This window comes from Streptococcus suis (assembly GCF_002960445.1).
Classification (GTDB): Bacteria; Bacillota; Bacilli; order Lactobacillales; family Streptococcaceae; genus Streptococcus; species Streptococcus hyiners.
In genome coordinates this window covers 1-321 of record NZ_POJD01000279.1, presented here as the reverse complement: position 1 = coordinate 321, position 321 = coordinate 1, and the positions used below count along the sequence as shown (strand labels likewise).

The window sequence follows — 321 nt, the reverse complement described above, 5'->3', positions numbered from 1 at the left end:
ATAAATGTATTCGAAAGGTCTTTACTTTTTAGTAATAAATAGTATATAATAACCTAAAGAAAACGTTTGCACAATTTTGACTGTTTGCTTGCTAAAAGATAAGCAACAGAAATAGAATTAGGGAGGAGTTCTATGACGACATTAGCCGATGTGGCTAGGTTAGCCAATGTATCAAAGATGACTGTTTCGCGTGTCATCAACCATCCAGAACAAGTTACACAAGAGCTGCGGACGCTCGTAACAGCTGCGATGGAAGAATTAAACTATAAGCCAAATGTGGCGGCCAAGGCCTTGGCCCAGCAACGGACACTGATTGTTCAG

1 protein-coding gene is annotated in these 321 nt (G+C 40.2%); it reads left to right on the top strand.

What is annotated here, in order from left to right; all coding sequences use genetic code 11:
- Positions 1 to 132: 132 nt before the first annotated feature.
- Positions 133 to 321, top strand: a 189-nt coding sequence (locus C1G53_RS09680) for a LacI family DNA-binding transcriptional regulator (RefSeq protein WP_153046706.1), incomplete at its 3' end; no start/stop codon positions are given.